This window comes from Candidatus Methylacidiphilales bacterium (assembly GCA_025056655.1).
Lineage (GTDB): Bacteria > Verrucomicrobiota > Verrucomicrobiia > Methylacidiphilales > JANWVL01 > JANWVL01.
In genome coordinates this window covers 1-24,955 of record JANWVL010000146.1, presented here as the reverse complement: position 1 = coordinate 24,955, position 24,955 = coordinate 1, and the positions used below count along the sequence as shown (strand labels likewise).

Here is a 24,955-nt window from a genome sequence, read left to right as displayed (position 1 = left end):
TCAAAGCACGGGGATGGGGCTGCACGTTACCCAGACCGGCGCAGGGCAAGTTCAGTCCATCCCCGCGCAGAGCCTCGATCTTGTGGACTGGCAGCAGGTCTACCTCGATGTGCTTGAGTACAAGCAAGCGCGAGGGATGAGTAACTTGGTGGTTCCTTCATCGGCAGTCTTGCGCACAATTGCTGCCTCAAATTGCTGTCATATTGTTGCTGAAGCGCATATGCTTTTGCCTCAGTCACCAAAGGATTGGCATAAGCTTCAACAAGTAGTTACTCGTCTGCTCTGTCTGTATGTGGATCAATACTATCGTACATACTGCGGATCACAAGATAACTGTAGTTCTTTTGCTCATTAGAATATACGCCATTTGTTTAATCCTAGTTGTAATGAGCATGTGGTGCATGCATATTTTGCAGATATGTTAGATTTGCTTAAGTCTTAGCGAAATTATTCAAGCGCCTTTTATGATATAATATTGCCATGAAATAGATAGTGCCATTTAATTTATCCGGATGATTGAAAAATAACAGGTTTTTCTATGAAATTGTCCATTTGAAATGAGATTTTTTTTCAAATCGGCGTAAATTGGTTTATAATAGAACATGAAATCCATAGATTAGTGATGCTTAGACAAGTGATGAATCACTAATCTAAGGATCAGAGATATCAATTCACAGGAGGTTTAGAGAAATGACAACCCAAACTACCTATTCAAATGAGAACAAAACTCTCGTCAATCCAGCTGAATTCTATTTGCGATCACAAAGCAATCCAATTAGTCGGAAAGCAATAGAATCAGATCTGGAAAAATTCGCAAAAGTGAATGGCTACGAAAGATGGCAAGATATTGATTGGTCTACAGTTGAAGTGGATCAGATTCAGAGTTTTGTCAATGGAATTGTAGCTAGAGGTACACCGACAACCGCCAAACGCGCTCTAACCACACTACGTGGAGTAGCCAAGCAAGCTTTTCTTTTGGGTTATATTCCGAACGATAAATTCAATCAGATAAAATCACTTCAGTTGAATTATGATTTGATGTATGATGGATCGAATAGATCAATGAACCCGCTGGATAATGATAAGGTTAAGAAGATGATTGAGGCTTGTTGGAAAGATAGTAAGACATCAGGGAGTAGAGATGCTGCGCTAATAGCTCTTGCGGCTGCAACTGGTGTAAGCTGCCAAGAACTTTTGTCTGTGAGAGTTGGAGACGTTCAAGAAACAGAAAATGGTTGTGAGATAACTTTTAATACCCCGAATGGTAAATCAACTATTCTGGTTGAAAATGATGTTGCTTACGCTTTAAAGAAATGGCTAAGCGTAAGAGGAAAAGACGGGGATTATCTCTTTTGTGCCCTTAAACGTAATGGGGTAGATACTTCCAAGAGTATCTTGCCTCCCGCGGCATATCAGGTTCTTTCTAAAAGAGCTAAGGAAGCTGGGGTTGGGGATGTTACATGGTATGAAATCAGAAGATTAGGCGGCCGTAAGGTAAGCGAGATTGATAATAGCGAAGCGTCACAAGACATGTTTAATATAGGGCAAAGCATGTAAGAGGTAAACCCGCCATAAGTGTTGATCTATATGGTCAGAACTATGGCGGGTTTATCTTTTTATAACAAACAGGTAGGGCAATAGTCGTTATATCACTCATCAGCTTAACCAAATCAGTCAATCTCTTAGAATCTTGCGCCAAGTCGGCTGGATGTATCTGGATGACGACTGTTTTTGACGCATAAGGCGCAATCTGTGTGTCAAATGCGTAATCCGTAACCAAACTGGGTCAAGTACTCTGGTGATTGTGCATTGTCTCTCTACCCTACCGCATCACAGCCCCCAACTGATGACTAACCCATGGTCTAACTCGATTAGTTGTTTATATTAGTCTGGAGTAAGAAAACGCATCTTTCTCACCATTCAAACCGATGGCTGGACGCGCTGCGTAATGAGCTGGTAGATACTCTGACCCGCAATGGAGCAGTGTTACAGGCGGTGGTGGATCAATCGTCACGGTCATTTCAATATTGCACTAACGGCTTCAGTGGGTATGCTGCTTTAGACTGCCGTGGCTGCAGTATTTGATTACGCATGTCAAATCGCATATCTATTTGATCGCAGCAAGTCTCGCCGAGTTATGATGGATCTAGCTCGGTTAGGCTGATGGATGCGGTGCTTTTTGTGGTATATGGAGGAGATGGGGCAGTTGGTTGCGTTTTTTGCATCATGCTAGAATTGGTGGTAACTCTTCAATCAAGCATCTATAGGTTATTACAACTATCCAAGAGACTACGCAAGTATTGGGGTTGAGGCACTTTATAAAATGGCATCGATCTATTTGTCGCTTTTATAATAACAAACCTTCATTTCTTTATCGCTATCATCATAAGAGATTGGTGTGGTCCTATGAATTTTTGCATATAATTAATCCCGTTACTTAAAGATGAACCATATGTGGGTTGATTGTGATTGTCGCACTTATAATTTTTAGGATTTTTCTATATCAACAGACCATTGAATTGATGTGAGATAAGAAATAATAAGCAGGCAGTTTTGTACTGCCGCAATAATGCGTGATGATTAGAATATTTATGTATCTATTCAACGATATTTCTTAGGAAGTTCCTGGACCACTCGTGACCTATCTTCTCAATATCCACGTGATACTCTTGTCTATTTTAGAGTGTCGTATATAATATATCAGGAGATGTATTATTACCCGTATATAAAGCTCAAAAAATCCGACGCGGAGAATACGATCGAGTTTAGCATCAAGCTAGATAGAGGGATGGGGGACATCATAGCCGTTTTAATTGAAAGATCTCTGAGGTCTTTCAGATACGGCAAAAGAATAGAAGCATACAGAACATCACCTGTCATAGAAGATAAAGCAACTATTGAGTGGCTATCTGCAATCTTGCGAAATATTTTTATGCCGAATGATACAGAATATCACAACCTCCGGTTTATTATAAAAGAAAGAACTATAAAGGAAGTAGATGATAAGGTTGCACCGATTTTAATTCCAGAGGGTATTGTAATACCAGAAGATATACATATTGATTGTGTGATATCAGAACCTCATGATTCGGCCGATTATTATGTAATACAAGGTTTTCCATCTCCTATTATTTCTATAGATATCAGGACTGAAAATTATTCTATAGGTGGTTCACAATATGATCAAGTGGTAGGCAAGATCAAGGCGCTATCTGGATGGTCGGCGTATGAAATATTTGTAGAAGCGATGAGGTTTTGTGCATATAATTTGCAAGCGGTTGCGATTTCAACTGGCGGAATGGCAGATTTTCAGGAGAAAAGAAATAAAGATAAGCTGGTTGAAAAAACTCCACCCAATTTGGAAGACCTAGGATTAAGTGTTAGATGCTATAATGCTATTAGGCGAAGTGGTATTAATGATACAAATGCTTTGCTTGAAGCGCTTAGGAAAGGATTATCTATACGCGGTTTGGGGGCGGCTGGGTTATCAGAAGTAAAAAATAGTCTCAGGAGATTTAATATAAATATAGGGGAATCATATATTAACTCATAATATCATTATTACTCGAATTGCTTCTTAATAAGATTCTGGCTTTCTCGATAATATTATAAATCCATTTAACATCCTTGATAGTTAGATGATTCGATGAGGAAAATTTTATGAATTCTACCTGTAAAAATCTAATCAATAAATCTCTTGATTTTGACTCAAAAATCTGATCTGCTAGTTTTTCTTTTTCGATGGAATCGAATTTTAAGTACAAATCAATCTTATTTTTTAGGTCTATTTTGTCGTATATTTTTTTGATAAACCATGGATGATTGATCCACTTCATAGATATACAAGTAACTACATCATCAGGTTTCATCATACTGGCTACATTAATGATTCTTTTATCGTCTAAACGGTCTAATATCTTTAATATCCTCATCTTTTGTTCCTGCGATGAGTTTGATAATATATATTCAGAAGACAGTCGGTTAAGTATATGTTTCAATGGGGGGTGAAAAAATTTCAACAAGCGAGGATAAGACAGGTATATATGCTTTAATAGCCATTTATCCCGACGATAAATATAGAAAGATAATATGTCTTGTGCACACGCTATCAGCATATCGATAACATCCGAAACAAGACGACCGTTTAAAAAATTCTCCTCTATCTTAATAAAAGATTTCATGCCCATGATTATGTTTAATTTTATTTTATCATCGTCGGGTAACAGTTTTATGTAATAATCCAACACATTTTTCGATATAGGCCATGTCATTAACGCTAAATATAGATCATCACAGGTAAGGTCTTTGATTTTTTTCTCAAGCAGTTCAGGAGTTATACATTTCCAATCTCTCCCTGCATTGATCTTATATATTCCGCTTAATTTAGAGAAGAGGTAAACCATCAATTCTTGGTTATTTTTCAATATCTTGCCTAGTGTATATATAAGTGAATTATCTAGAGCGTCAAGATCTTTTTCGGATAGAAACATAAAAGCGTCTTGCCAATAAGAGCAAGCCTTAATAAGAGCATGTCTCTTGGCTTTTCTTATAATCTCGACTTTGATATATTCGTCATGAATACCGATTACATGATAAGCGTAAATTGCTTTCGTCGCGTCCAATCTCAATAAAGCTTCTGCTCTGATATTAATAGGCACATCATGCCAATCTAAAATAGCACGATATAGTAAATCACCCTCTAATCTATTTAAGACTGAAATACATACATCCGGCTTGATGAATGGCCACAAGCTACATCCCCGCGCTGCGAGATCTTCATCAATTTTATCGATCACATTTACTGCTATATCATTTAATTTATCTCTTTCTTTTTCTCTCAATTCTAAAATATTATATCTCGCTAATACATCGATAATCCAATACTGTATCTCAATCGGCCAAGATATTATTTGATCAAATGCTAGGCAAGGATCTATTAGAGTCGCGTTAGCTATATAGTAATGTATATATTTTCTTTGTATATTTCCATTATGTATTCCTTCGGCAACTTTATTCATCATTATTCTTCTCGTGCGTTTATCTGAACGATAAAAATCAATGTTCCAACGTGATGCTTCAATAAAAGCGACACAATCGCTCTTGCTTTCATTGTTTTGAATGTATTTATAAAAATCTATGACATTATATATTTTCAATATCTTCCCGTAGTTAATCTCTGACGCAAACAATAATACACCAAAATCTTTTTCTCTGTATTCTTCTAAAATAAAAGTATCTATAGATTCGATTATACAATGTATAAGATTTATCAAACTACCCCGACCTTTTATAATTGTAGAGAATATATCATATAGATATTCTATGCGATCATTTTTGTTCAAGTATTTAACAACAAACTTAAGTATATATGATAGGATATTAGGATATAAAAACCAGTCTTTAAGATGATCTACATCTACTAATCTAGTTAAAAGTTTTTGTACATCATCACCTTTGGTGTTAATCTTTGTTTCTTCCTCTTTATGATCAGTCATATTCTTTCTTTTCAGCATATAATAGATATAAATGCGCGCTAAGAAAATGGCTACCCAGAGAAAGTATTTCTCATATAATCATGTAGAAGAGGATGGGAAAGATTCTAACTCCAATAATTCACGCATGCCCTCACTTTCATTAGAATATGAAAGGGAACTTGTTTTAGCTATACAGAAACCCGAGACAAGCACAATTCCTCCTGAAGAAGCTAAAAGTATACTTGTTGATTCATATAGGGGCTTGATCATCAAAATCGTCCGATATTATACCAGTAAAATTCCAGACCTCATCAGTTATCGTGAAGACTTAATGCAGGATGGGATTGTAGGTCTATTAACCGCCGTGAATAGGTATGATTTTTCTTATAATACACGACTTAGTACTTATGCGACACCATGGATTCACTCATCCATACAGAACGGCATAATCAAATACATATACGATAGCAAGGTTCCTTACCATGCTCATTTAAAACATGATAAGTCATCCAATGAGCTATTTTTTGCTGTTTGTAGTTTAGAAGAAAAAACTGATCCTTCTAAAGAAGATTCTAATACATACGAAGATATCATTGAGGATAAATCTCAAGGAGATATGCTCTCACTTATTTCTATGGACGAAGATCTTCAGGCATTAAGAAATGCAATGCAGGTTTGTTTAAAAGAAAGGGAAAGAAATGTGCTTATTTTATATTATGGGTTACAAGGAGAGGTACGTAAAAGCGGTACACAAATTGCTAAAATGTATGGTGTAAGCAAACAAATGATTAATGAGATAATCAAAAAAGCAAAGATGAAGCTGGCTGAATACATTAATTCACATTACAATTCATACAGCGTTTAATTTGAGCTAAATTCAAATATTAGCAGCCATGTTCTGCATATTTCTACGCACTAAAGAATCTAATATGAATTTAACATATGGTAAATCCGTTTGTGATACTTTATTCTTGCCTTGATATAGATATAAAGGCATACTCATTTTAACTGTTTGATTTGAAGCAGCTAAAATAGCATAAAAATCGGCAAAACGAAAAGCAAGAGTGCCGTAATTTTCCCATGCCTTTTGATTAACCTTCCATATCTCTTGAGAAGAAAATGGAGCAATCACACAATCGAATTTTCTATTGTGAAGTTGATTTGTGCGTAGAATATAGACAACATTTTTTTGGGGCAGTCCAATATTATTTATGTAGTTAATTTGTTTTAATAATTGCAGCATCTCAGACGAGGATATATCTATATTCCTATGATGAGTTGCTATTTGTTCCCTGAGGCGTTCTATCTTCCCATGATAGATAGGAGATCTTTCTGTTAAATAACGGCTATGATTAAGCAAATTAGGTAATGCTGATGACATACTAATCTCACGGAGCATGTCATAAAAATTACGCGAATTCGATTTATTTACTGAGTTATAGAAATTAATAACTGCGCGTTCTGTTGAGTTAATTTGCTTTAATTGATTGATTTCTTTGCTATAGAAATTAGATTTTAATTCTGCGGATGGTTTATATTCGGAAGAAAGGAGAGAACAGATTTTGGCTATTTTTTCTGGGGTTATCTCCTTTTTCTGCACGCAATTCGCGAATTCAAATATCATGTCACTTAATGCGTCACGCAAACTATCATGGCATATCACTTGACACCGCATAGAAACTAGGAAATCGGTTATCAGGTCGAGTATATAAAGTGAAGGCGAGACTACGGCAACGCTTTGTCCTCTTGACAATGCTTCCATAACATGTAAGTATACAGATTGTAATTCTTGTTTCTCATCTGCATATCTCTTGTACGAAAATTTAATGTTCTTAACGTTGCTGATTGTAGGATGCCGATAGGTTTTTAGGCTTGGTTTGATAATAGAAATGGGATCTATTAAGAGTAGATCATTTGAGATATGACTAAGCGTTCTACTTGGAGCATAGAAAATTCCTTCTAAGTCATCAGATGCATTATTTTGTTTTTTTATCTCATTCAGGGTTTGATATAACATGCCTGTAGCGCTTCCGATAATGCCTTCATAGCATATATCAGAAGCTACTGTGATTTTTGTCTGCGTTGTATTGGTCAGAGCAATAATTAACTCTAGCCCTAGTATATCAAAAGTTTCAACGCTGTCAAAAAACAAGTTATCAGGGATAGTAGTTTTATGGCGATAAATATGAGTAAGAGCGCGACACATCAGATCAGATGGATCATAAAGGTTTTGGTCATGTAAAATTTTGTCGGTTCCCCGTAAAATTTCCTCCGTAACTTTATTGTTTTGCGACATTTCTAGCATCATCTTTCGATGAGGTAAATTGGACACATCCATAATTTTACCTGGAGGACATAAACTTAGGCGTAAGATTGGAGTATCAACTAGTGTGCTGTCTAAGAATTTTTTAACAAAGGGATGTTCTTTATATTCTTGTGCCACTTTGAGAATAGCCGATCTCCTTTGATGATATGTAGCCATTTCTTTTCCATCCCATGCTGGTAGGTTATCTGCAGGCAACGAATTTCTGACAAATTGAAGCAAACTTTTGACAGTTCCCTTCTTATTCAACGTCTCTTTAATCATGGAGGCCATTTCTGGGATAATATTTCGTGTTGAGAGAAAGTCTTGCCGTGTATACATATCGCAGGTGTTTAATGCGTCTTCTGCTGAATTAAAGATTAGCGCACTTGATCTAGACTGAGAAGCTTCGACGTGATTAAGAATAAGCGACATGGTCTTTGAAGAAGAAGCCAAGCCAGATATATAAACTAATTTACCCATATTACTACCCCCTATACAAGGCGTTAAACGGATTCCTGGATTGACCCATAACTCTTCTATGATTTCCAGATAAATATGCGATAATATGAGAATGGGCCTCACCAGGGGTCATTGTTTCATAGATATTCTTTAATGCTCTCATAACTGGATAATCGTGAACTTTACCATTTGTGGTAATTACAGTAAGTCTGCGTGCTCGTGTAATGCTAACATAGCACAGATTTTTATTTTCATCGCTTTGATTAAAGGGCGGAAATACATTATTAAAAAACGGGATGAACACGATATCATACTCTAATCCTTTTGCTTGTCTTGGCTTTAATAGATGCACAACGATTTCATTACAGTTATCAGTCCATGCATTTAAATCGCTGATTTTATCTTCACTATATTTTCTATTTGCCAACCAATCGATCCACTCAGCGACTAATCTCCTATCTTGTTTTTCGTTGGGTATAAAAAGATCTATAATCGCTTGCTTAGCATTTGTCAGTAATTTATCCAACATAACTTGATCGTCTGTGTTGAACTTTTCTGCGCATATCTTTTGGATATCTTTTTCAAGCATAGAGTGTCCCTTGAACACATGATCGTAATTTTGAGAAAGAATAACCTTAATAATATCACATGCAACATCATTTAATGCAGTTGGTTCATTTTGTTGTTCCATCGCTTCGTATGCATTCTTTCTCATTTCTAAAATTTTATCAAAAAGAACACGAAGATGATGAATCAACTCCTTATTCTCTTCTTTAAAGCTTTCGTTTTCTAAACATAGGCGCATGTCTTGTATTACATTTTCTTTATAACACGAATCTTCTTTTATGATCTTTATTATATCATCTCTAAGTTTTGAATTCTCCTGATGGTTTGAGAAATGTGGCATGATTGCTGTAAATAATATTGATGGGTCTTCTTTGCCGAGTGCTAATGCATATAAAGAATGGATATAACTAAATGCATCCCCTTTTAAGAACGAATCATCAAAAGGTGAAAAACTGATCCCATTTTGAATCAACGCTTTTTCTATATTCAAAGCAATGGTTGCATCCTGACAAATGATTGCTGCAGTTTTGCATTGAGTATCGTTCCCTTGAACCTCTTTCAAGATCTTAGCGATAAATTTGGCATGATCTTCGTTGTCCATATATTTTTCATCAAAAGTAACGATATATCCTGAGGGTTGATGGCTAAAAATATTTGTTTTGCCCTTAAGAGATTTTAAAGAACACACCCCTTCTTTGTTGTTCAATATATTATCGTATAAAACAAGCACGTATTTTTTCATTATATGTTCACTTAAGCTAATATCTTTCATATTATCTGTAAATCCCTTTTTATCCATCATCTCTTTCAAGAATGTTCTGGCTGCATAGGTTAACTCAGGGTGATATGATCGATGATCTTGGGTTAAGTAGTAAATAAATTTATCTATGTCCACATCTTTTGTCTTGTCTTTTTTTCTGGAATGATTGATATAACCTGTTGCTAATAACTCATAGGCCTTGATGCCGAGTGACCCGCGAAATTGATAGATGCTTTGATTAGGATCACCAAATACAGCTATTTGGTAAGGGGTGCTATGATTTTCAATCAATGCATTTAGAATAGCATACTCACCTAAAGCAATATCTTGAAATTCGTCGTAAAAGATGTATGGATACATACCAGCGTAAACTTTCATGATGTATGGTTTTCCAAGCATTAAGACATGCGCATAATGTTTAAGGGAGTCTAATAAGATGGTATTCGCAGGTTTAGACACTTCTTTTAGAATAAGCAACATTAGACCACCTAGGTATATTATTTTCTCAATCTCATCTTTTAATATTATTTCGCCGCCATTTATTTTTTTAACCAAATCGGCGACCGTTTGGATATAATTATCGTACATATCATCATGGCTTAATTTATCTGCGCTTAATTTGCTTGAAAGAAGCATGCCAATAAAATCCATTGCATTTTTTTGGCAAAGCTCTATGATGCGTTTGAAGGCCATTTCTTTATTTTTATTATCATTGCTTAATCTACTAATCACATTCATGTCGTTTACAACTGTTTCTAAAATTTCATAAGAATTGAAATTTTCTATATTGCCGAAATATTTATCGAGGTTTATGTTTAGTAATTTTACTGCATCCTTGTCTTTTTTTATCAGTGCTTTGTATAATAAATCCTCTGTTCTTTTGACCTCTTGATTTTCTGTTATCATATGTAACCGTTTATCTGGATTACCAAAAAAAGACGCTTCTGAATAAATCATGCGTCTGGCAAGTGCGTCTGTTGTCATCACATTAATTCCATAAGCGATGCTTCGATTTAATAATGCCGATAAGCGATCTATCATTCTCTTTACACCGATGCGTGAAAACGTAATAGCTAAGATGTTAGCTGGAGGCACACCTTCAGCGATCAGTGCATAGATATTTGCCACAAGCGTTGTGGTCTTTCCAGTGCCTGGTCCAGCTATGACCATCTTTGGCCATGGTGATTGAATAATATTTACTTGTTCTTCTGTGAGGTTCAGAGACTCTGAAATGAAACGGATCTTTTCTGATATGGCCATTTGATATATTTTAATTCAATTGCGCAGTATCTAGGGTAAACAAAGAGGAGCTTGTACATAATGTAACTAGCGCAAAATCAACGAAAATATTACAGATGCTTCGATTCCAGTACATTTTTATAGAAATATTGTTTTTTTTACAATCATCAAAACGATATTATTGTGAGAATGAGTGTGAATGGTTGGTTAAATTGATTTCATTCAGGACGTTTTCTTTAGCATTTAGATAATACTCGATTGCCCTATCAATTTGCGTTTCAATGTTCGATATCTTTATTATTTCAGGGATCAAGGGATGAGGAGAACAATACCGAATACCTATAGCTAATGGACCGTTATATATTCTTTTTAAACCTTCGCCATCCTTAATTTCATCGTTTGCAATAAATACATCCATTGCGTTTAATAATCTTAAGACATGCGTGTTCACATAACTTCCAGGTGTTACTGGATATGACTTGGTTTTATTTATGCATACCTTACTTTTATTGTTGAAACATTTAATCAGCACTAAATCATTATCATTTATGGATACACTCTCATGAAGAGCATCAAGGAAATCGGCATATTTAATGGCCCATTTGGAAAGCTCATAGCACTCAGATTCAGATAACTGGTTGTGTTTTAGTGGATCAAGTATCGGTAGAAATCTTGTCTTGGTAAATTTATCAAATGGCTCATTGATGCGAATTTCACCTTGTTTTTCGAGGAAAAATGAAAAATTATTTGCGTCTAAAATATAAAGAGAAGCAATTTGTGTTCTTAAACCCCTTTTTAGACGTAAAAAGGGTATCGCACCATATTTAATCAGGTGATGTATCAAATACTGTGTTGATAAAGAACGACGATTCAATGAGAGTTGGTATTTCATTTATAGTTAAAATAACCTTTATAGGGAAATAGCTCTCTCATATTAGGCGAAGATCTCAGCTTGCGCAGTGCCTGAGCTTCAATTTGCCTTACCCTCTCACGAGTAATGCCCATCTTTTTACCGATCTCCTCTAGGGACATTTCTTTATCCCCATTTAATCCGTATCGCATGATAATTAATTTTTGTTCGCGAGGCGTCAATACTCGCAACATCTGAGCAATAGTATTACTAAGATCGCTGCTTTCTACATGGATATCAGGATTAGCACTCGTTAAATCTGGTATTAAATCGCCAAGTGAATTGCTATCCTCTTCATCTGAAAGAGATTCGTCTAAACTCACGACATGTTTCGAAGCCCCGAGAATCTGTCTCACTTTTGTCGGTGAAAGTGATAGTTTATCAGCCAACTCTTCAATAGTTGGTTCGCGACCAAGCTCCTGTCTTAATTGATGCGATATACGATGAACGCGCGCGACTGTATCGTTCATGTGAACCGGCAACCGTATAATTCTTCCATGATCAGCGATCGCCCTAGTAATCGCTTGGCGTATCCACCATGTGGCATAAGTACTGAATTTGTTACCGCGCTTCCAATCAAATTTGTTAACTGCACGCATTAAACCGATATTACCTTCTTGAATTAGATCGACAAAGCCTACACCTCTTCCGATATATTTCCTCGCAACACTTATAACCAGCCTAGTATTAGACATAATAAGTGTTTCTCTTGCCTTTACTCCTTCGTCAAATATCTTCTTTAACATGACCTCAGCCTCTGCACGAGTACGGGGCTTACGCTTAAGCTTGAATTTACTATCCATCTCCTCTATTAATTTATCAAGGGTTAGATTTGTTAAATTATTTAGAATAGACTTAGCTGTTTTACCTGCCTCGATAGCTTTTGCCAAAGTCACCTCTTGGTCTGCCGTTAAAAGTGGCATTTGAGTCATATCTTTAATAATCAAACCCTGCAAATCCCCTTCGTATACAATTTGTTTCAGGATCTCTTCATCATTCATTTCCTCCAAGGGATCATATTCTTTTTCATCATCTTCATCATAATCATCGTTGTTTGAAGGCATTTCATCATCTTGAAATTGCGCTGTTATGTTATCATCACTTACAATACTCACACCCATCTCTTGCAACATATCTATTATTTCCGCTCTTCCTTTTTCATCTAAACTATTTTGAGAACATATTTGATCAAATTCTGCCGCTGAGATTGTCCCATCTCTTATCGCATTAAACAATTCATCTTCTATTGTTATTTCTTCTAACGCTTTTATTTCAGCGCTATTAATAGGCTGTAGCGGTATGACTATCTTAGGTTTTTCGATCCCTGTGGTCTTTTTCTTTGTCTTATTACCCATATCTACGCCTCTTTTCGTCTTCGTCATACATTAACCTCCATATTATAGTATATCCAAAATACGTATTCTGACAACTATGGCAAAAGTGCTTATAATGAATTATAGAGGATTGAAATATGGCTGAAAATATAGATTTAAATGATTTAAAAAGATCGTGCTCTATCACTAGTCTAGCATATCAATACAGCTCTTTGGTTAAAAATCGGATGTGCCGTTGCATATGTGGTGAAAGACGAGATACCCATCCATCAGTAAGTTTAAACGAGGAAAATGGCTTGTTTTATTGTTTTATATGCAACAAGGGCGGAAGTGCATTGGATTTCATTATGATGGCAAAGAAATGTACATTTAAAGAAGCAGTCCAAGTTTTAAAAGAATTCGTCGAAAAAAACGGCAGGAAAGAAGATTATATCCCTTTACACCGACAAGAGACAGAAGAAGATGAAATTACTGACGAGAAGACTAGTTTAATCTTGCGAGATGCGATTACGCTCATGCACGAGAACTTGAAACGAGACAAAAAATATAATGCCATGGATTATCTTCTCATGCGTGGATTTAATCCGATAACTATAGATAAATTTAAGATAGGATTTTCATACATGTCGAGAGATTTTGTCAATTTGATGCTATCTCGCTTTAATCATGCTCCTGCTGATGTCTTAAAAGCAGGGCTGGTTAATAGTCACTGGGATCCATTTCTTAAACATCGCATTGTTTTCCCGATCTATGAAAAAGAAAATGTGGTTTATTTAATAGGGCGTTCGATTCGTGATAATCAACAACCAAAGTACTTAGGACTACCTACATCCTCTTCAGTAAAAATGCCGCTATTTATCGGCTCTGAAAATGATCCTTATGTTTTGATTGTCGAAGGCACCGTAGATGCTTATGCTGCTTGGCAATCTGGAATCTATGCCAATGGTTTTAGTATAGCGGCACTCCTAGGTTTACCAAGTGGTAAAAGTTTTAAACATCTAGAAAGAAACGGTGTTTTTAAAAAGCGCGGTTTTATTATGTTAGATAGTGATGCCGCTGGTATAACATCTATGTCTACACTAATTGATGCATTTAATAAGCAAGGAATAAAACCTGCTATTATAGTAAGCAATAAAGCTATTCAACAATTTCAAAACGATAAGATTCTTGCGCAGTTCAAGCATAAAGAGTTTGATGTCATTCGTTTACCAATGGAATTTAAAGATCTGGGCGATATCATGAAGGATAAGAAACTAGATGAGTTCGCTAGATTTATGGAGATAAGGTCTAAAAAAATATATGATAATAGTTATGCTTTGTGAAATCAAAATCGCAAGGCTACATAGTTTTGTTTTTGATGTCCATAGTATAGAGACATTATCATTAAATTACAATACAATACTTGATGAACGAATAGTGCTTGCCTAGATTAAAAAAATTCTCCCTCCCCCCCTTATTTTGATACAACTGACCAAAAATTTACTCTAAATTCAACTATCGGTAGATATATCAGTAGATAAATGTTTAAAGTACATCGCCGAACATACTCAGATCCCCATCCAATGATTCCTAACCGCCCCCCTTCGCTATATTTTTTATACTAGATAAACAGCCAACATTTACCTATATCAAAAAATTTTCCCTATGAAAATGACGTTATCACAAGGACATAGATGGGGATAATTATCTATTTAAAATCGTAGATGATTTATGGTAAAATATAATAACAGAAGATGAACATCAAGAAATTGTATGGTAGATATAAAAAGATATTGCTTTTATATGTAATATCATACCAACGTATTTTATAGCATATCCGTAGAAAGATATAATCAAACATTGCAGTCATGTTATGTTATTTATGTAAATTTAATTAGCTGTAATATTGGAATAATGATATTATTTAAATATGATGTCGAGTGTAAAATATTGAAAAATATTTATTTAGTTTTTACAATCACTCCGGCTTTCAAATAATTCAAGTTTGCAATCTGTCTAAAATATCATTTCGAATCTAACCATGTATCTATATGTTTGCAGTTTAAGGTATATTATATACAATATTAGTATAATACGATCAGTATGCAAATAATTTATTGAGTATAACAAATGGTAAATAACCGACTAGTTACTATGTGATGGATTTAAGCATGCTCTCTGCTATGTATTTGACTCAGTTAGCTATTCGTTGTATGCTTGATTCGTATTTTTTATTAAGCCAAAAAGCATTGCTATAAAGATATATATTGCTCACTTGATGCTAAATTCTGATCAGATAGCCTATTAGATTGGATTAGTAAAGAGGATGACGATTACAATCCATTCCCAGATAATCCCGCGCGTTGTCTTAATTATTATTATTTTGATCTCCCTTTTGCTTATTTCTTTTTATAGCAAATACATCGAGTTTTATATATTCATAATTTTGCACTTTAATTTATTAATATATCTTAATTATAAGTGTGGAAGAAGTTGATAGGACTTTTCATCTATTTGGATTAAGAGGATTTCAATCGGTTTACAAACGAAGAAAGGAGATTATAATATAGAAAGAGATGACTAATTATTCACTCGCTGATCTACCATATCTAATGCAATTTATAGAGATTCCACCGGATATTTACAGACATATTGAGTCTTCTTTTAATTTATATCCTAAAGAAACATCATTATTGTTGAGATACTTTTCGTTTGATCATTATATGGACGTAGTGATATTAGCGACTAAATTTTTGGTAGACAAAAGGATAGTTAAAGATATTTTCGAATTGGATTTTGTTAGAACAATTCTAGGGCATGCTGCACACGGTTTTTTTCTTAAGTATTTATTATACATGTCCGGAAATATCAAAGCTCTAGAAGAAATTGAAGAATACCTCAATAGTTTAAAGACACTAGACGGCCTTAATTTTTTAAGAATTATGACTATGGGTAGTGATGATAGGATTATAGAAATCATAAAAAAATGCTTAATCAAAAAGTCGAAGAATATTGCATACATACCTTATATTTGTGATTATTTCGCAAACATATTCTATAGCACTTTTAGAGACAAAATAATTGATGGGATATTAAATAAAAGTGAGTTGTATTCATATCGCATGCATATGATAAAATCGCTCTCTACTTCTAATAATCCAGTTTGTGTCAAAGATTTGATTTATATATATAAAGAAACGGACGATATAAAAATGAAAAGAGCTATTATAGAATGTATGCAGAATTGCTTATTACACGAAGCTGTTGATTTCCTCCTTGATACAATATATAACAATAAAAATACATCGCTAGATTTAGCTTTTGATGCGCTTGTACAGATTTATAATAAATTGACCTATGATGAATATATGAATAAAGATTGTATAGACAAAGCGGAAAGAGAAAGGATTATAAACACTATAAGGCAAAATAAAGATAAATTAAAGTATGTAGCTATGGACGCTCTTGATAAAAATAAGGACTGCAGAATGATTTTGGCTTCTTTTAACTTACTATTTTCTATCTGTGGTATTGAAAAAGACACATCCATTTTGGATAAAAACAAGTCTATAGGCCTGGATTTATATGATAATAAATTAAAAATATTCAAGATTATCACCAACAAGATATTTAAAAAAGAAAACGTTTTATTCATGCTAGAATACATAAAAACTGGAGATGCTCAAATGATAATTGAAATATATAAAGAATTCCCGGTAATTGAATATTTAAGAGATAAACTGCGTGTATTTTTTGATGAAAATATAGATAAATTATTCTCGAAGATGTTGGATGTAATATTTATTAACAACATGGATTGTTTGTTGCCTTATATACCTTATATATTAGAGCATAAAAATATAGAAATTACTACAGAACTACGTGCTCTTAGAATTGCTTCGCTTGTACATAAAAAAGAATTTATCGAATTTCTTGAATCATATATAACAGAAAATTACATAAATAACAAAAGAGAATATCTTTTGCTTTTATTATACGAGCTAAATAAAACTAAAGGTGTAGAAGTTGCTAAGAATATTATACACAAAATTAGTATGAGTGAAGGATATGAATTCATCGATCAACCATCGCTTTTTATCATATTATCAACTCAAAATGATCCTTCGTCATTAGCTTCTATTTTTGACTTCATGAGCAAAGAAAAAAAAGATATGTACTATAAAATCATTCGATTGTTTAAATATTTAGACAAGGAGAATATTCTAAAATCTCTGTCTGTTGTTTATAATAATAATCAAAACTCGTCGAAGATTTTGGAAATATTAAATAAATGCCATATGCCAATAAAAGATGCTACACAAATAGATATTGATCACTTGGTGCTAAATTCTGAGTAGGTAGCTTACTAGATTTGATTAATGGAGAGGATGACGCTTACAATCCATTCTCAGATAATCTAGTGTGAAGTTAGTAGGCCATTTTATATATTTGGGTTTAGAGAATTTCGATCAGTTTGCAAACGAAGTGAGTGGGTTATAATAAAGTAGATGATGATAAATTATTCGCTTGCTAATTTACTATATGACATGCACTGTTATGGAATTATACCAGATATTTATAGACGAGTCAAGTTTTTATTTAATTTACACCCAAAAGAAACACTGCTTCTTATGAGATATTTTTACTCTCATGGTAATAGTGATAGAATGATAGTTGCGGCTAAGTTTTTAATTGAAAAAAAGATGATCACTCATATTGAATTAGACGCACTTAAAAATATGTATCACTACGCCATTAGCCATTTTATTTACCTCTATTCATTATACATGTCGGGAGATATTAAAGCCTTGGAAGAAATAAGGAAATTACTTTATAGCTCAAATATACTAGATAAAAGTGATCTTTTAAGGATTATGATCGAGGACAGTGATGAAAAAATTTTAGAAATGGTGAAAAAATATATACTTGAAAATCTTGAAAACAATAAATACGTGCATGAAATTTCTGTTCATTTTAATGACATACTCTGCGATATTTTTATAGACAAAAAAGTTGAGGCGATATCAACTGGAGACGCTTTATATGACTTAACACATTTGTTATCGCTGTATAAGAGTTCAGCCTGTGTAAAAGATTTGATTTGTTTGTATAAAAAAACCGCTGAAATAGAAAAAAAGCGTGATATCATAAAATACATGAGGAATTGCGTATCATATGAGGTAGTTTCTTTCCTTCTTGATATAATATATACCGATGAAGATATATCTAAAAGTCTAGTTTTTGATGCACTTGCACGGATTTATAATCAATCAATATATGATGAATATATCAACAAGAATTGTGAAGATAAAGCGGAAAGATTGAAAATTATAAACATCATAATGCAAAATAAAGAAAAATTAAAGCAGATAGCAATAGATACGTTAGATAAGAATCAATACAACGATCCTTTAGCTCTCTTCAATCTGTTGTTTTCTATTTGTGATTTTGAAAGGGACAAGGATTGTTTTGATAAAAATATATGGAATAGCGTGTTTTCATATAATAACGGCGAGATAATTTTTAGAATAATAACCCCAAAAATATTCAATAAAGAAAACTCAGTATTAATGTTAGAATATATGAAAACAGGTAAAGTTGAAATAATAGAAGAAATGTACAAAAAATGTCATGTATCTGAATTTTTTAATGGCAATATCTATTTATTTTTTAAGGAAAAATTAGATGAAATATTCTTAAATATGTTAGATGTGATGTTTGCTTACCATGTAGATTGTTTGTTAGATTATATGCCTTATATAGTAGAACATCGCAGATTAAAAGCTACAACAAAATTACACGCTCTTAGAATTGCCTCACGTATGAATGAAAAAAAAGTGGTAGAATTTCTAGAATCATACATAAATAAAAATCATGCCTATGGTGAGTGCCAATATTTTTTATTTTTATTATACGAGCTAGATAAAACTAAAAGCATAGAGACCGCTAAAAATATAATAAACACAGCCAGTATAAGCGAAAGAGACGAATTTGATCTTTTTTTATCGGTTTTTGTTATATTATTAAGTCAAAATGACGCTTCGTTGCTTGTGCCCATTTTTGATTTAATGATTAAGGAATGTAAATATCTAGAATCTTCTATGCGTTGCTTATTTCAAGATGTAGACAAGGAAACTGTTTTAAAATCACTGGCTTTTGTTTATAATAAGAATAAAGATATATCAGAGGTTTCTAAAATAATAAATAAATGTGGCTTGGATTTTATAGGGCCTCTGGATATATATAATTACATTTTACTTAACAGCAATGAAATGGGGGAATGTAATTCCATGTTTAAGCTAGTGAATAATATGAGCAAAGATATAACAAAAGGAAGCTTGTCTCAAGGAATTATTTTATAAGTATAAAAATATATCTTTTTCATAAATAACTCTATTTTAGCTTGTTTTATTATACATGCATTGAAAGATATATTGAAATATCATGATTTTATTACGCTTTTTCAGATGAAATTTAAAGTGCAATGATATTAGAATACATATACCGTTGAATTATAAAATATATAATAGTTCAGTACACTGAAGCATTTATATATTATATTTAACGGTTAATAATTTTTTAAATACCTCTGTGCTGTTATCAAGTCAAAATATTATGTAAAATCTTGGCGTGTACCTATATATCCGCAATTTAAGATATATTATGTATAATTTTAGATATTAATAGTAAATCATAGATATTTAAAAGGCGCGACAATTTTTGCGTAACCAGCATAAATAAACTATTCTTAATAATTTTATATATTTTATTGGAGCTCAATGAGATCGTTGCTCTAATAGTCTTATGTGTTAAATTTCAAATAAAAGTATGATGTAATCGCAACATTAGTGCGGAAAATATATAAACAAAGATAGTTTAAGAATAAATATATAATAAAATACACTGAGCAGTTGTATTAAAATATTATGGTTGCTTTATAGGGATAAAAACGTCTTATCTCTTTTCAGAGATAAGCTTATTGGATAATTGTATTAGTAATTATTCAACACAACCAGATATAATTCATAGGCAAACAGGTCTTGTGCTTTTTTAACAGTTAAGATCAAAATCTATGTGGTTCTAGAACGATTAAACCTAAATACTCGCGTAGTACATCTGGTAGCTAGTATAACCTTTATGCGCTGCTTCAAGAACTGTCACCTATTACAACTTTGTACAAATGACATGATTGACCTCTGCGTCTCCTCAAAACAGATCCAAAAAGAAGTTGAAATTGTTAACTAATCTATCGTAATCCATTGAAGCTTGATAAACATTGTCTCAAGCAGGTAGATCTTCAGTTTGTTAAACAAAATCTGAGTATTTCGTCACGATGGCCTAAAGCTGCATATCAATTAAAGCTTTAGGGCTATGATGCCATATCTTTAGAGTTTGATTTGCTACTGTTTATAAAGTTATTCAATTGCTAAACAGAGTATTTATCAAATAACTAAATAAAGTGAGACAATGCTCAACTTGGATGATGAAATTGCTGTGTCTTTTTATTATCGCCGAATGTGAAATAATAATCAAGATCATTCACAGGTTGTATATTAGTTGAGAGTTTTAGTCTCTGCTTAACCAAGATATCATCAATGACCCGTTTTATCTAGTTGACTATAGTTTATTTAATCCGCACAAGTGAAATATTAATTAAGCGGTTTGAACAAGCAACATCGGCCAACCCTGAAATTTATACAAATTTGTTTGTTGATTAGTTTATATATTCAAATCAGTTCATGTGCCTCAAGCTATTCGCTCACTTGCTATTCATGATTAATATTTTATATATTAAAAACATTGCCACTGCTACATGCGCTGACTTAGATGGATATATGATAATAAATAAAAATTCGTAATTTTACATCGAGAATTATATGTAACACAAACATTCTTTTATGCAAATTTTAAAAGGCCTATATAAATGAATTATTGATATAAATAATGCTGCATACGTGATATATATTTACTGCTTCGCTTGATTTATAGAAATCTATGCATTTAATAATATAACATATTTTTAAATCTTTAAATTTTCTATTTAAATAACAAATATATAATTATATTAAAACGTTGATTCAGAATAATAGTTTAAAATACTTGAAATAAAGGTAAAACAACACGGTTTTAATTAATGCGCTCGTTATTTATGAGTAACTTGCACAATAGTTGTTTAGAATATTAACAGGTGAAATATGAGCGATTTAAAAGTGCTAATAGACCATTTTATATTAGAAGAGAATATACACAATCATAACTATCGTGAAATGCTTGATTATATTAAAAAACATAAAGAATTATCAGAGATGATATTATTGGTATCAATTTTTAATAAATCAACTTCTGACCTAATCAAAGCACAGGCTCTAATTTACCTCGCAATGATCAATTCTGATAAATTGGAAGGGGTTTTATACTTATATGAAAAACATAAAACTCCAGTTATTCACACTGCAGCATACATCGCTAGATGTATATTGGTAAACAGCAACGAATATGCGGAGAAGATAATATATTATATAAATAAACCCGGCTTGATAGTTGCAGAATTGGTCCATCTATTTGATTTAGTTTTAGATGTATGTCATGGTATACATGATGCAATATATAATGAAATGAGACGTTTTCCTTCTTGCAATCATTTTATGATAAACAAATTTAGCATACATTTTTATCTTGTCATATGTGAAAAGATGGGGATATACGATGAAGAGGTATTTAATATAATAGATAGAAGAAATAGTATGCAGTGCGATATGGATTATGGAAGAAATTACGATTTAATACATCTATTCAAAAACAATAACAAAAAAGCTTTAAGATACATTTATAATTTAGTTTCGGAGGCGGTTTATATTCTAAGGAAAAAACGCTGCATGAATGATAAAATAAAATATCGCGATTGCCAAAAAATAACAACAGCGATATCTATTTTAGGTGAAGGTCAATTAGATGAGCTTTATTTCCTAGTAAACGAATTTCTTCTGAACGGAAAATTATACGGAAATATAAATGAAAGAAAGATAAAAGCAGCATTGGTATATTCAATCAATCAGATATTATTTTATTTCGATAAAACAGATAAACCTTTTCCTTCTGTTTGTTTTGGTATTTTACTGGAAAAATTGTTTCGTTTTGGATATATAGACTCTTGGATGATCAATGCATTAGTTTGTTACAAGAACGCTCTTGCTGTGCATAAAATTGTTGAGTGTGTGGAAACAATAGATTTAATGAGAGATATGTACAAAAAAGCAGTAGAAAAAAGAAATTATCTTTTAATCATCAAATTGGAGGAAAAAATTAGGAAAATTGATCCTGAGGGTAAATATATTCATGAAATTTATGATGAAATTATTTTCGATGATGAAAGAAAAGAGCTAATAGATAGATATAATACTCAATTATGTTTAGATTTTTATCTTCGTAGAATCTACGAAATAGAGGATGATAATATAGAGCTTAGGCTTATATCTTATCTTAATTTCTTTATATCAGCTTATCAAAAAGGAAGATATCCATATAGCTCGTATAAAAGCGTCGCGTATTGTTTAGCTCTATTAATATTAAAGAATGATCTAGAACAAAAAGATCTGATTAATAAGGTGTTAGACTGCTTTAGTCATGATAAAAATAATTTACCAAAATTTCTACTCCTATTGTTTTTAAATAATAACGAGGAATGGATTTCTCTTTTGTTTAAATACGCCGATAAATTACTAGAAAATCCAACTAGCGAAATATTTAATCTACTCAAGTTAATGGATGGTGATAAAATTTTAAAATGTATTATCCGCGCCGTTCAATATGCTGAGCATGATGATGAAATAAAAAAGATACTGGAAATGTCTAAAAATATATGGTCAAACTATGGTGCAAGAATTCTTTTTTATATCAATAGCTGCGATATGTTAGATGAGAATATGAAAAGAATAGCGCGCAAAATTATTAGTGGTATAGAAGATTTAGAGTATGAACACTATTATATATGACAACATAAAAATTTTTACAACAGCTTAGTATATAATTACTTATTTTATTTTACTTATTTATAAAATAAGATAAGAAGCTTGACCTATTATCTAGCAAAACTTAATTGCAAAGCCATAGATCAAACCCCTACTAACCATGTACCAATATCAGCACTTGTTGTTAATTTTTTTCACATCATAATTGGCAAGGATTTTCCTATCAATTATGTATGATTATCAAGCGCCATTTCGTAATTCAAGCATTATTTTGACTATGTAACCGGATATTTGGTATATACGATTTCAAGTGTCATCGTTGAGCTAAGTACATCACATGCAATGATCTTTATATTAACAATATGTTTTGTAATGAGGTAATATCATATAGAACTATCTATTTGATGATTTGTAAGTTGTAAGGGTAAGTCAAGCTGATAAGGTACACTGTATCCGGTATCATTGTTACCAGTATGTTAATGATAAATGTTGTTTGCCCCACTCATAAAATGAGTGGTCTGTTGTTTTGCGGCTATGAGATAGAACAAGCAAAGTACGATTACAGATTGACTCAATCCTTAGAGTTGATGATTATTTGGGAGTGAATAAAATTGGATACATGAAATGCCAAAAGATACATAAGCGAATCGGTGGTCAAACGAGGCAAAAATCACAGCAGCAGCCAGCGCTACCTGTGCAAGGCCTGCAATCATCATTTCACCCCTCAGGCCAACCCAATCAGCTACCCACATAGAATCCCGCGCCAAGCCGTCGAGATGTATCTAGATGGCCACAGCTTCCGACGCATCGGGCGCAATCTGCTTATCAAGTGCGCCGGTGAACATGTCTTGGCTGCCCCCATCCCACAGCCACCAACCGACGACTAACCCATCTTCGAGCTTGAGAGCAGTTCACATTCGTCGGGAGTAAAAAAATGCGACGATCTCGTCACGCATGTCGAGCGCCGGATGCGCTGCGTTATGAGCTGATAGATACTCTATCCCGCGATGAAGCGGTGTTGCAAGCGATGGTGGATTAAGGGTCACGCGCATTTTAGTATTGCATCGACGGCTTCAGTGGGTATGCCGCTTTGGACTAACGACTGGGGGTATCTCTGACTACGCAGAGCAAGTCGCAGACCTATTCGGTTGAAGCAAGTCTCGCCGAGTTGCGGGGGCTCTTGCTCGCTTAGGCCGGCGGGCGCGGTGCTTTTCGCGGTGTGTAGAGGAGCTACGACGGTCGGTTGCGTCCTTTGTGCAATGCAGGAATCGGCGGCATCCATTCAAGCAAGCGCATACGGGTTATCAGAGCTATTCGCGGGACTACGCAAGTATTTGGATTTAGGCACTCCCAAAGAGGTCAAAGAAGTGTTGCGTTTAAATGACGAAAGAGATCAGATAGGCTAGGACATTTTTTTACACCTATGCAATCCTTCGCCTTCTAATTTATGCAAAGCGACTCACGAATGATTTGCCCTGCTTACAACCGCATATTCCATTTCCATGTACGCTAGATCTCTTCATGAGCCTATCTCAATATGGCAAGCAACTATTTAATCTCCATGCAGATCTGGAAAGTCAGCCGTCTTGGGATTGGAAGCAGTTGAAACTAGAATATGAGAGAAACATGGACAAGGTCGTACATAGCCACGTACCTCATGTGACGCTGTATATCGGCAAGCATGAGGAAGAGGATTGTTTTACTCGACTGAGGGTAAATAAGATGACCCTAAAAAAACAACTGCTTGTGTGTTATAACAACTAGACAGAAATAAAAGATATTTCCGCTTTATGTCTAACTTGGAAGCCTGTAGGGATGTCTCCGCTGAACTGGATGGTGCATTACTATCGCGTAGAAACAAAGGTTGAGACTGGAAGAGGCATCGCGATTGTCTGGGAGGTGAATGAGCGCCTGCGTGAGCTTAACAATCCTAAGTGGATGGTAAATGCGTTAGGCAGTG

At 33.7% G+C, this 24,955-nt stretch carries 15 protein-coding genes; 9 read left to right on the top strand and 6 right to left on the bottom strand.

The window, feature by feature from the left end:
- The 3 genes from NZM04_09460 to NZM04_09450 all read left to right on the top strand — a co-directional run.
- The coding region (locus tag NZM04_09460; GenBank protein ID MCS7064247.1) for a hypothetical protein at positions 1–355 on the top strand (355 nt) is incomplete at its 5' end.
- Between the two features lie 335 nt (positions 356–690).
- On the top strand, positions 691–1,557 hold the full coding sequence (locus tag NZM04_09455; GenBank protein MCS7064246.1) for a site-specific integrase: 867 nt from the start codon (positions 691–693) through the stop codon (positions 1,555–1,557).
- Positions 1,558–2,788: 1,231 nt separating this feature from the next.
- The gene (locus NZM04_09450) at positions 2,789–3,553 is read left to right on the top strand and encodes a hypothetical protein (GenBank protein MCS7064245.1); all 765 of its coding nucleotides are present in this window, start codon (positions 2,789–2,791) and stop codon (positions 3,551–3,553) included.
- Here NZM04_09450 and NZM04_09445 read toward each other — a convergent pair.
- A complete protein-coding gene (locus tag NZM04_09445; GenBank protein MCS7064244.1) occupies positions 3,543–5,495 on the bottom strand; it encodes a hypothetical protein in 1,953 nt (650 codons plus the stop codon). The genes NZM04_09450 and NZM04_09445 overlap by 11 nt on opposite strands.
- A gap of 46 nt (positions 5,496–5,541) precedes the next feature.
- Between NZM04_09445 and NZM04_09440 the strand changes: the two genes are divergently transcribed.
- Positions 5,542–6,339 carry a sigma-70 family RNA polymerase sigma factor gene (locus NZM04_09440; protein MCS7064243.1) on the top strand — a complete coding sequence of 266 codons (798 nt, stop codon included), beginning with the start codon at positions 5,542–5,544 and terminating at the stop codon, positions 6,337–6,339.
- Positions 6,340–6,351: 12 nt separating this feature from the next.
- On the opposite strand, the gene NZM04_09435 is transcribed toward NZM04_09440, so the two are convergent.
- The 4 genes from NZM04_09435 to NZM04_09420 all read right to left on the bottom strand — a co-directional run bounded on the left by NZM04_09435 (position 6,352) and on the right by NZM04_09420 (position 13,096).
- Positions 6,352–8,259, bottom strand: a complete 1,908-nt coding sequence (locus NZM04_09435) for a hypothetical protein (protein ID MCS7064242.1) — start codon at positions 8,257–8,259, stop codon at positions 6,352–6,354.
- A gap of 4 nt (positions 8,260–8,263) precedes the next feature.
- The gene (locus tag NZM04_09430; GenBank protein ID MCS7064241.1) at positions 8,264–10,825 is read right to left on the bottom strand and encodes an ATP-dependent helicase; all 2,562 of its coding nucleotides are present in this window, start codon (positions 10,823–10,825) and stop codon (positions 8,264–8,266) included.
- Between the two features lie 157 nt (positions 10,826–10,982).
- Positions 10,983–11,696 (bottom strand): hypothetical protein, encoded by a 714-nt coding sequence (locus tag NZM04_09425; GenBank protein MCS7064240.1) that lies wholly within the window; start codon positions 11,694–11,696, stop codon positions 10,983–10,985.
- Positions 11,693–13,096, bottom strand: coding sequence for a sigma-70 family RNA polymerase sigma factor (locus NZM04_09420; GenBank protein ID MCS7064239.1), 1,404 nt, complete (start codon positions 13,094–13,096; stop codon positions 11,693–11,695). Before NZM04_09420 ends, NZM04_09425 begins: the two co-directional genes overlap by 4 nt.
- A gap of 89 nt (positions 13,097–13,185) precedes the next feature.
- On the opposite strand from NZM04_09420, the gene NZM04_09415 reads away from it, so the two are divergent.
- From NZM04_09415 to NZM04_09400, 4 genes are all read left to right on the top strand, one after another.
- A complete protein-coding gene (locus tag NZM04_09415; protein ID MCS7064238.1) occupies positions 13,186–14,370 on the top strand; it encodes a CHC2 zinc finger domain-containing protein in 1,185 nt (394 codons plus the stop codon).
- A 1,233-nt stretch (positions 14,371–15,603) separates the two neighbouring features.
- Positions 15,604–17,385 (top strand): hypothetical protein, encoded by a 1,782-nt coding sequence (locus NZM04_09410; GenBank protein ID MCS7064237.1) that lies wholly within the window; start codon positions 15,604–15,606, stop codon positions 17,383–17,385.
- Between the two features lie 273 nt (positions 17,386–17,658).
- A complete protein-coding gene (locus NZM04_09405; GenBank protein MCS7064236.1) occupies positions 17,659–19,389 on the top strand; it encodes a hypothetical protein in 1,731 nt (576 codons plus the stop codon).
- A gap of 1,833 nt (positions 19,390–21,222) precedes the next feature.
- Positions 21,223–23,019 (top strand): hypothetical protein, encoded by a 1,797-nt coding sequence (locus NZM04_09400; protein ID MCS7064235.1) that lies wholly within the window; start codon positions 21,223–21,225, stop codon positions 23,017–23,019.
- Between the two features lie 554 nt (positions 23,020–23,573).
- On the opposite strand, the gene NZM04_09395 is transcribed toward NZM04_09400, so the two are convergent.
- Complete coding sequence (locus tag NZM04_09395) at positions 23,574–23,747, bottom strand: hypothetical protein (protein MCS7064234.1); 174 nt, start codon at positions 23,745–23,747, stop codon at positions 23,574–23,576.
- A 34-nt stretch (positions 23,748–23,781) separates the two neighbouring features.
- On the opposite strand from NZM04_09395, the gene NZM04_09390 reads away from it, so the two are divergent.
- Positions 23,782–23,925, top strand: coding sequence for a hypothetical protein (locus NZM04_09390; protein ID MCS7064233.1), 144 nt, complete (start codon positions 23,782–23,784; stop codon positions 23,923–23,925).
- Positions 23,926–24,955: the final 1,030 nt, after the last annotated feature.